The organism is Acinetobacter sp. UBA6526 (genome assembly GCF_002434875.1).
Classification (GTDB): domain Bacteria; phylum Pseudomonadota; class Gammaproteobacteria; order Pseudomonadales; family Moraxellaceae; genus Acinetobacter; species Acinetobacter venetianus.
Genome location: NZ_DJLC01000109.1, coordinates 1 through 6,354 on the forward strand (window position 1 = coordinate 1; position 6,354 = coordinate 6,354).

At 39.3% G+C, this 6,354-nt stretch carries 5 protein-coding genes; all 5 read right to left on the minus strand.

Annotation, left to right across the window (positions count from 1 at the left end; genetic code table 11):
• Nucleotides 1-77: 77 nt before the first annotated feature.
• Complete coding sequence (locus tag B4237_RS07235; RefSeq protein WP_278595546.1) at nt 78-2,096, minus strand: esterase/lipase family protein; 2,019 nt, start codon at nt 2,094-2,096, stop codon at nt 78-80.
• A gap of 120 nt (nt 2,097-2,216) precedes the next feature.
• Nucleotides 2,217-3,116, minus strand: a complete 900-nt coding sequence (locus tag B4237_RS07240; protein WP_019384199.1) for an ABUW_2363 family tetratricopeptide repeat lipoprotein — start codon at nt 3,114-3,116, stop codon at nt 2,217-2,219.
• A gap of 113 nt (nt 3,117-3,229) precedes the next feature.
• Nucleotides 3,230-4,048, minus strand: coding sequence for a serine O-acetyltransferase (cysE, locus tag B4237_RS07245; RefSeq protein WP_004878820.1), 819 nt, complete (start codon nt 4,046-4,048; stop codon nt 3,230-3,232).
• Complete coding sequence (locus tag B4237_RS07250) at nt 4,041-4,880, minus strand: RNA methyltransferase (RefSeq protein ID WP_278595545.1); 840 nt, start codon at nt 4,878-4,880, stop codon at nt 4,041-4,043. The genes cysE and B4237_RS07250 overlap by 8 nt, the downstream gene beginning before the upstream one ends.
• Before the next feature lie 13 nt (nt 4,881-4,893).
• On the minus strand, nt 4,894-6,354 hold a 1,461-nt coding region (locus B4237_RS07255), incomplete at its 5' end, for an OB-fold nucleic acid binding domain-containing protein (RefSeq protein ID WP_286942470.1).

Genomic DNA, 6,354 nt, shown 5'->3' on the forward strand with positions numbered 1-6,354 from the left:
TTTTGATTACATGATTCGTTCAGGCGTATAAATCAACTGATATAAAAAAGCCCCAATTTATTGGGGCTTTTTTATACTTAATTTTTTGGTTTATACAAACCATGATCAACTAAGTGTTGGCGTAAAATACGACGCAATTCTAAAACTGCAGCTGGTGTTTCTTGAATTGAATGTCCACCTGGAAGTATTTTTTCTGAAACAGCACCATCTAAATGAGCGCTTTTATAAGTCACAATTCCATCTGTGATCACATTTGGATCATCACTTTTGGTAATGTTGCCCATGATAGAGTGGAACACCAAGCCTTTTTCCGGTGGAATATCAGCGGTAAGCTCCATAAATTTAGATTTTTTACTGAGATCACTTGGTCCATTTTGAATGACATCATTAGTGAGTGTTTTTACGAAATCTTTTAGATCAACATCATCACTGGTTAATGTATCTGCTAACGTAGTTAAGAAAGTTGCAGGAAGTTTAATAATTTTACGTGCTGCTAAGGTAAACCATCGATCGGCATAGTCTGTACCACGATGCGGTGCAGCGAGGAAAATCGCACGATCAAAGTTTGTAATTGGTTCCATTTTCAAACGTTCACCAATCACTGGGTGTTTTCTTAAACGTGTCTGCTGACGATTGCTCATCATTGCGAGAGCTTGTTTTGATATGTCCGCATCACTAACCAGCAATCGGCTGATGATTCCGCCCATACTATGCCCAATAAGCACAGAGTCTTTAGCTGCTGGATCTTTTGGATTTAGCGATGCAAAAGCTTGTTTGAGTAATGCATAAATTTGAAAGCGACTCTCTAAAATTGGCATATTGGTAGAATAAAAAATCTGCCAAACTTGGTAGTGCTCACGTAAAACTGGATCACCCATGATGTCATTGGTCACAGCAATCCATGCTTCAGGGCTACTGGCCAAACCGTGTACCAATACAATCACTTTTTTATTCGGATTATACGGTTCGAGCATATATAAATGAGGCATAGTTAAACGTTGATCACGATCAATCAAGGTTAAATAGGCCGCAGCACCTAAGTTATTTTCCGCAAGCCATAACCCATAGGGTGCTGAAAAGTTTGCAGCGAGAGAATAAGTTTTTCCAGCAATATCAACTTTATCTACACTATATGGATCATAAACTTTAATTTCGAAATTGGGACTATTTAAAACATCGTCAACTGTTGCAGTTCTCTTTTTCGGTTGAGCAATAATGGTCGCTGCTAAATAGCGAGCTTTGTGAATATTTGGATTGATCCCTTTCGGATAATGATAGGTGAGAGGGTCAAGAATGTATTTATTTTCTAATTTTGATGGGTCACTTGCTGGAAATACTGCAACGAAATCTGAACCAAAACCATCTCGACGATTGATCGCACGTAAACCAGAAAAGTTCATATTATAACTAGAGATAAACTTCTCTAATTTCATATTTTGCAGTCGTTGATAAGCTTGTATATCAATGGTGTAGGTACTTTTACCAATTTTTATGGTTGGTGCAATATCTTGAGAGGGTGTTCTCAAATTATAGACATTTACCAGCTGTGTAAGTGCTTGGTTATAGAAATCTCTAATCTGAACTTGTCGGTTATCAAAAATTCGTTCTTGCGGTTGGCGTGAGGTTTTAAAAAGATAAGCATAGCTATAACGCAGACTTTTATCTAATGCTTCTAGCTCCTGATCGATACATTTCTCATAGCTCTGTTGAATGATTTTTTGCTCATCATCAGACTTATGCTTACTTAATTTGCTAATTTTACATTCCGAAGATTCAGAAAGAAGCTTAGATTTAGCAAGATATAACTCACTCGCTGTAGAAAGCAATTGCTCATCAATAATTTCTGGAATCTTATGTAGATCAGCAATACATTGATCTGGATTCTGCATACAGACTTTTGATTCTTTACCAGACATCGAAAGAACATTCAGGCTGGCTTCACTCAGTTTTTTCTGAGTTAAGATACTATTACGTTCGTTGGCGATTGTGACATTTAATGCCTGTTGTTTGAGACTAACAACTTGGCAACCACTCATTACGATTGTGCTCAGTATCGTGAGGGCGAAGAGACGATAATTTGGCTTGAATGCAGGCATTAGAATTCTATAAATATGCACAAAGATTATGGTTATGATACGAAATTTAATCGCTTTTTCAATGTACATAAAAAAATAGACCGTGTAAAAACGGTCTATTTTTACAAAAAAGGATGCAAATTAGTTCAGAACTTGCCAAACGTTCCAGCGTTTACCAGATTCAACTTCTTTGATTAAACGGTCGGTTACTTCTGCTTCATCAGGGTAATTGATCTTGTAGTTCTTTAACGTTTGAATTGCATTTTTCTTTTGCTCTAACCATAAATAGTTATTTGCAGCAGAAAGGTAAGCTTCTTGAACACCACCTTTAATTGCTTTGTCTAAGTAAGGAATGGCTTCACGTTGACCACCGCCTTCAGATAGACCGAAACCAAACCAGAAATTTGTTTCAGGATCATTTGGTTTGATCGCTAAAATACGTTGTGCATAATTCAAAGACTTCGATGTATATGACGTACCTAAGTCTAAATTACGCGCCATGACACTCGCTTTAAATGCACGTGTGAGCACATCCAGAGAAGCATTTGGCTTTTCCGCTAAAGCATCAAGCTTTTGAGTGATTTCTTTCAATTTTACTTCGTAGCCTTTGCGCTCTTGGCGATCAGGGAAGCGAGGTGGGTAATGACGAGCTTTACCTTCAACAAGTTGTAAGAAGTCATCGATTTCAGTGACATCAACTTCATTATCACCCGCGAGAACAGCATATTTCATGTTGCGTTCTTTGCTATCAATCGTTGGTACGATGAGTTTGTTGATATCTAAAGTTGCAGATTTTGATGGATCGTTTTGAAGAGAAACTACCATTTTTGTTACAGGTTGCGCAGAAGCATCTTTGAGCGCGACTTCAAAACTTGGAGGCGCATCATAGTTGGTTGGATTTAAAGCATAAAATGGTGCAGTAGGTTCTGGTTCTTTAAAAACGAACGGTTCGGTTGCCTTGTCCTTTTTAGTGGGAGCGATACCACAGGCCGTCAAAACAGAAGTTGAAAGTACAAGTAGTGCCAAAGGCTTAAAATTCATGCTTTACATCCATTAATTTTAGTTAAATGAGAGATAGATCGTTGGTTTTACCAGTCTAGGAAAAGCAAAACCAACTTGCAATGAGAAGCATGTTACATTTTTTATAAATTGTATTATGTTGCTGAAGTTTTACTCTGTGCCTCACATTCACGACGTAGTTCATCAATGATTTTGAGTTCTTCTTTACTAAATGGTTGAGTTTTTGAGCTTTGCCCTTTAAAGGTTGGGTCAAGCAAAGAAAGACGTTGGCAGAGTGTTGTCATACGCTTCTCATTTTGTTGCATACGATCGAGTAAAACACGAATACCTTCCAAAATTGGATCAGATTGGTCTTGTGTAGTGGCATAAGGTTCAAAGCCAATAGTCGCAGCATAATCACGGCGACGTGCCTCTTGTTCTGTTTGTTCAGTTGTTGCTTGCTCTTTGAAAATATAACGTGCAGGACTACCAACAGCAGTTACACCTTCAGGGACTTCTTTGGTAACGACAGCATTAGAACCAACTTTTGCACCTTTATGTACTGTAAATGGTCCTAATATTTTCGCACCTGCGCCTACAACGACACCATCTTCAAGTGTTGGATGCCGTTTGCCTTTATTCCATGTTGTACCACCAAGTGTCACACCATGATAAAGCGTTACGTCATCACCAATTTCAGCCGTTTCACCAATGACGACACCCATACCGTGGTCAATGAAGAAACGTTTTCCAATTTTTGCACCAGGATGGATTTCGATACCTGTTGCAAATCGGCTAAAAGAGGAAAGTAAACGTGCCGTACCTTTATATTCTTTTTTCCAGAGCTCATGTGCCATACGATGCATAATCAGCGCATGAATTCCTGGATAGGTTGTTAAAACTTCAAGTGTATTTCGAGCAGCAGGATCACGCGCAAATACAGCTTCGATATCTTCTTTAAGCTGTTTAATCATGAGAATGATCCTCCTTGTTAGATTTTTTCCATGAGCCGTTGGCTAATGCTTGTGCACGACTGAAAATACCACGTAGTAAATGATATTCCATACGATCTAATTGTATTCTGCCAAATAAACGACGCAAACGTAAAGGGAGTAAGCGCGGGTTATTTGGATCTAGAAACTCGATATCAGTCAACATCTTCTCAAGATGTGGGTAAAATTCTTCCATCTGTTGTTGGGTGACTAGAGGTTCATCCCATTCCATGTTTTGCTGTTGTTTAAGCTGCATATGGTCATTTGGAATTTCAGTATTAGACTGATTTTGTTCTAAAGCTGCCATACGCAATTCGTAGCAAACCACTTGAATTGCTTGTGCAACGTTTAATACACCATATTCAGGATTCACTGGAATCGTTAAATGATAGTTTGCCAATGCGAGTTCTTCATTGGTCAGTCCACGATCTTCGCGACCAAACACAATCGCAATATTTTGATCTTTACTTGCAGCTTGTAATGCTTCTGTTGCAGCAGGGCGCACGTCCAATAAAGGCCAAGGAATGGTACGACTGCGGGCACTTGTACCAAAAACAATGTGGCAATCTTGGATGGCTTGTTCTAAAGTCTCAACGATCTCAATTTTTTCAATCAGATCTTGGGCACCAGCAGCAAGTGCATCAATATCTGGATGCGGATAAGTTTTCGGTGCAACAAGTACAAGTTTTGATAAACCCATCGTTTTCATCGCACGTAATGCACTACCAATATTTGCAGGAAGTGTCGTATTGACCATCACAATACGCACATGCTCCAAATGTTTGGACACATTATTTTGGTCAAACTGATTCATATATTATCCAAAATTAAGAGTATTGAGAGACTTCGGCTTGATAAAGATCTAAAGCTTCATCCATTGACATATTTGCAGGCGGTGGGGCAACAACACTAACTTTGGGGGTTTCAACCGCCTTAGCCGCTTTTGATTTGACTTGGTATTCGATGTGAATTGCTTCTTTACCAAAATAATCACGTAATTTACCCAGTAATTCATCTAGTGGTGCAACTTTCCATTGAGGGCCTAGATGTAATTCAGCCGTTGCAAAACTTTGCTCTACTTGTATATGTATGCCGATATGTTGGCACATATCGACATTGCAATAAGGTAGCAGCATATTTTGTAAATCTTTGGCTAATGTCTTGGTCATTAAATCATTTGGCAAACGAATTTGAATGCTTTGTGCGCGCTTTTGGCGAATTTCATTTAAGTTAAAGGCTTTGCTTAATCGAGCCATCGGGCGATCAAAGCCTTCACGCTCGTATATTTCACCTTCAATGACCACAACCTGCTCTAAGCGAACAATATCTTTGTAACGTTGGAAGCGTTCGTGATTACAACTGACTTCAATACGCGCTGTACCATCATCAAGCGTGATCATGATGCGATTTGGGAAGTTTGCGACATCTAGTACTAAACCAGCAAATACTGTGGTTACACCACGACGTGTCGGTGTAACTTCATTGAGTTTTGCAGGGATAAATGATTTCAATTCAGGACGATAAACATCAATTGGATGACCTGTTAAATACAAACCGAGTGTATCTTTTTCGCCTTTTAAGCGAACTTCATCAGACCATGGTTTTACAGGTTTAGCAGGTTTACGTTGAACCTCTTCAACTTCACCAAACAGGTCCATGATACCTGTTTCACGGTTGCTCCGCGCTTGTTCGGCTGCTTGAACAGCTTCAGGAAGTTGCGCCATTAGACTGGAGCGTTCGATACCAAGACAATCCAATGCACCTGCTCGAATAAGTGCTTCAAGGGTACGTTTATTGATTTTTTTGAGGTCAATACGATGGCAGAAATCAAATAGATCTTTATAAGGTCCGTCATTAATCCGTGAATCAATCACAGATTGCATAGCTTGCTCACCAACGCCTTTGATCGCGCCTAAACCATAAACAATCGTTTGTTCATCACTTGCATGGAAATGATAGAGCGACATATTTACAGAGGGTGGAAGTACTTCTAATTTGTTATTACGGCAGTCATCAATCAAGAACACGACACTATCGGTGTTTTGCATTTCCGATGACATCACCGCAGCCATAAATTCAGCTGGATAATGCGCTTTTAACCAAGCTGTATGGTAGGCAACCAGTGCATACGCGGCGGCATGGGATTTGTTAAAGCCATAACCTGCAAACTTTTCCATGTAGTCGAAAATATGGTTGGCAGTGGCTTCGTCAATCTCTTTTTCAGCAGCACCTTTAATAAAGATTTGGCGTTGTTTCACCATTTCTTCAGGTTTTTTCTTACCCATTGC